Raw genomic sequence first — 3,781 nt, 5'->3', positions numbered from 1 at the left:
AAAGTTCAATGTGCAAAACTCAATGCTCAAAGGTTAAAAGCATTCGTGCCATTCGAGGAATTCGTAGTCGTTAATCGTACAGAGCATAAAGTTCAATATGCAAAACTCAATGCTCAAAGGTTAAAATAATTCGTGCCATTCGAGGAATTCGTAGTCGTTAATCGTACTGAGCATAAAGTTCAATGTGCAAAACTCAATGCTCAAAGATTGCAAGCATTCGTGCCATTCGAGGAATTCGTAGTTCAAGTCTCAAAGGCCAAAGTTAACTGTCGTATCTTGTGTGATTTGGAAGGTTTGCCTCTCTGGAATTATCTTTATCACATATAGCGCACCTGCTTTGAAATTAAAACTCATCTCTTTTTTGTAAATAATCTTACGTATAGAGCGGTGAGCCGTAAATTTATATTCATAGTATTCAAACGCTACGCTGTGTCTTCCTGCAGTAATAAAACATCCATCAAACCATGAGAAACTTACGCCGCGACCATAATTGATATCATCAACCTTGCTTATTGAAACACCCATATTCTTAGATCCTTCATTCCACGAGGGAATGAAAAGTCTGCTATGATTAGGATTACGACGAAGCCAAACACCTTTGTCGTATCGAAAAATACCTACTATCGCTGCTATCAACAGCAGAAACACTCCAATACATAGATATATCTGCAGAGAGACAGAATGGGTTAATCCTAATTCGCTATCAAAGGACACCAAGCAAAAGAGCGTACCGAAGTAACCTACTCCACTTATGAACATCCCCAAGAGAGCTCTTGCAGAAAGAGTGGTAACACTCGGGAATGAACGAACTGGGGAGAAACGATAGTAAAGATAATTAACTGTATAGATCAATCCTAAAAGTCCTAAGAAACAAACAGTACTTATAATCAATGACTTCATGCTGTATATTTTTTTATCCGATAAGGGCTATTAAAAAACAATTCATAATCCTTTGTTGATTCATAATTCATAATACATATCATTTTTCGAACGAAGTTCTCATCAGTATGCCATCATTATGAAAACTAATGTAAACTGTGGTCTATTGCTGCAAATAACTTGCCAACTCGTCCACTTAATTTCATTCTCTTTGAAAATAATTGCAGAATAATTTGTTTGAATGGCTTTATTTCCTATCTTTGCACACGAAACAAACAATTATAAAGAAAAGTACTGATAAGATTTCAACGTTTGTCAGCTACAGAGAGGCAAATACTATAACACCTAAACAGTTATGCGCTGAGGAACCTGACACGATACGACTTGAAAAGCGACCAACTATTTTTACTGATATTAATTCTATAAACAACAATAACAATGAAAAAGATTTATCTTGCAATAAGCTTAGCTGTATGCTTGGCTTCTGCACCACTTACAACCTATGCACAAGCTAAAAAGGCTAAAAGTGCTGCTGTTACGATGAACGAAACACAGAAGGAAAAGCAACAGTTCGCTTATGGTTTTTACAAGACCTATATGAACAGCCTTATCTATCAGCTCTCAGACCTTTACATGGTGATTGCAAAGAAGTTTGTTAGTCCAAAGGTTTTGAAGAAGACTGCCGACACTGGTGCTGACGTACTTCTCAATGCACAGGATTGTGTGAAGGAGAATCTTCAAACACTGAAGATTAAAGCCTTGAATAATGACTGGTTCCGTGTTTCCTTCTCATGGCCAACAGAAAAATACGAAGTTATAAAAGACCACATCATTTATATCAAGATAAAGGAGCAGGGCAAGTCGTTTATCATCGAAGACGCTACTACGGAAATGCCAAAACTAACGAAATAGTTGATTCACAATCCTCTGCTAATTCACAATTCACAATTCAGAATTATTCGAACGAGGTTCTCATCAGTACGTCATAATTATGATTACCAGTGTTGGCTATGATTTACCTGAACGCACAGGCGAACATGTCAACTTGTGAACTTATGAACTCGTAAACTTGTGAACTTGTGAACTCGTAAACTGATTATAAACCAGTGTTGGCTATGATTTACCTGAACGCACAGGCGAACATATCAACTGGTAAACTTGTGAACTCGTAAACTAACAAAAAGGGGTATCTCGCATTTCACGCCCCTCCCTTTGGGGGAGGGGAAGGGGGAGGGGCCAGTTGTTGCAGTTATTGCAGTTATTGTTAGAAGATGGCATTATATTGGAACAAATTGGGTTTTAAATTATTAATTTCTAATCTAAATTTGAAGTATGAAGAGAATTAAGAACATTATCTATGCTATCTTTTTAGCATTCCTATTCTGCAATCCTACATGTGCACAGAATGATGTGAAGATTACAAAGGTGGGTAAACTCGTTCAGGAGTCCCTCCCTTCAACTTGGAGCCGTGACACCTTTATGACATATTACATCGCTGCTGATGCAGATAGTACGGAACGCTTTATCAAAGAAGGAAACTGGAAGCCCGCTTATGAGAAACGATATACACCTTACAATAATGTATCACTACCTTTAATCAGAGAATGCTTTGCTAAGTCCATAAGTGCGGTTCTTACAGAAGAACAAAAGAAACTCTTAAACCTCATTGGAAAGAAAAGTAATATTATGTGGTCTAAGTTCTATGTCTTTATAAATAGCAAGAAGAGGTTTGTAAAGATAACCATGATGAATAGTACCGCAAAATACTTAACCCAAGAGCAGATTTATGAGATTCTACGTTTATACAGCAATTGTGAGTTGCCAATACACCCTGTAGTAGGAGCGTTTAAAGAGAAAGAATACTATATTACAGGGGCACCTATCCATAGTATAAAATAATAGTTCGAACGGAGTTCTCATCAGTACGGCATAATTATGATTACTTTGTTAATTCATAATTATGATTACCAGTGTTGGCTATGATTTACCTGAACGCACAGGCGAACACGTCAACTTGTGAACTCGTAAACTAACAAAAAGGGGTATCTCGCATTTCACGCCCCTCCCTTTGGGCTACTCTTTCTACACATCTTTTTTAAGACTTGTATAGAAGGCTACTTGGTATTCAAATACTCGTAAACCTTCCTTAAGGGTGATGTAGCCTGGCCTGGTGTCCTTACCCATATCACACCAGCCTTGTAGACGGGCAATTATCCATGCTGCCCATGGTAGGCTGTCCTCTTTGAAAGGATTTCTTCCATCTTTTGACCTCGGGTTCTTGGCATGTATCATTCCCATGAGTGCATGTAGAACTACTAATTGGACGTTTGTAAAGAGTATGCGGGCTGATACTTCTTCTCGTTTCGTATCGTATGACCTCTTAAGTATCAGACACTTAAGCACTGCCGATATGGTTAGAGAAATCATCTTCTTTGTGCTCTCGCCATCCTCTAACTGTATGTCTTCTATTCCAAATCCCTTGGATTTCATTAGTCGGAAAAGTTCCTCGATGAGCCAACGACATCTATACCAGTCGATACATTGCACTGCTTGGGCAAGACTGGTAACCTCGTGTGAAGTCAGTAAACGCCATTCTACGGGCTCTTCTCCTGCAGGAACAGAGTCGGCACGTTCCTTGACATGTACGCAATAAATATCTAACTTCTCCTTACCGCCTGCATTTGAATGTGGTGCGTGAAGGGTGATAGGCATAAAACGTACCTCCATAACGGCTGTTCTGTTCTTTCGACCTTGCCGTCCGGGGAGTGAGAAGCTGTACTCGCCCATAGGTTTCTGCTTGGCTAAATGCTCTGTAAGTGTATCTAAATCAGCACCTACGCTACTCTTGCGATTATGGGTAGAACGTATCAGAAAGTCGCATCCCACTTCCAAAGTCTCGTCC

Annotated in this window: 4 protein-coding genes; 2 read left to right on the top strand and 2 right to left on the bottom strand. The window is 39.1% G+C overall.

What is annotated here, in order from left to right; all coding sequences use genetic code 11:
• Positions 1-249 precede the first annotated feature (249 nt).
• Positions 250-900: a hypothetical protein gene (locus tag HMPREF0666_RS00560; protein ID WP_009010316.1), complete on the bottom strand. Its 651-nt coding sequence runs from the start codon at positions 898-900 to the stop codon at positions 250-252.
• 417 nt (positions 901-1,317) lie between these two features.
• On the opposite strand from HMPREF0666_RS00560, the gene HMPREF0666_RS00555 reads away from it, so the two are divergent.
• Both HMPREF0666_RS00555 and HMPREF0666_RS00550 read left to right on the top strand, forming a co-directional pair.
• A complete protein-coding gene (locus HMPREF0666_RS00555) occupies positions 1,318-1,791 on the top strand; it encodes a hypothetical protein (RefSeq protein WP_009010315.1) in 474 nt (157 codons plus the stop codon).
• Positions 1,792-2,211: 420 nt separating this feature from the next.
• Positions 2,212-2,778, top strand: coding sequence for a hypothetical protein (locus tag HMPREF0666_RS00550; RefSeq protein ID WP_009010314.1), 567 nt, complete (start codon positions 2,212-2,214; stop codon positions 2,776-2,778).
• Positions 2,779-2,961: 183 nt separating this feature from the next.
• Here the strand turns inward: HMPREF0666_RS00550 and HMPREF0666_RS16030 are convergent.
• The coding region (locus HMPREF0666_RS16030; RefSeq protein WP_009010313.1) for an IS4 family transposase at positions 2,962-3,781 on the bottom strand (820 nt) is incomplete at its 5' end.

Origin of the sequence: Prevotella sp. C561, assembly GCF_000224595.1 — a bacterium.
GTDB lineage: Bacteria > Bacteroidota > Bacteroidia > Bacteroidales > Bacteroidaceae > Prevotella > Prevotella jejuni.
Note: the sequence above shows the minus strand (reverse complement) of the source record. Positions and strands in the feature narration are given on the sequence as shown.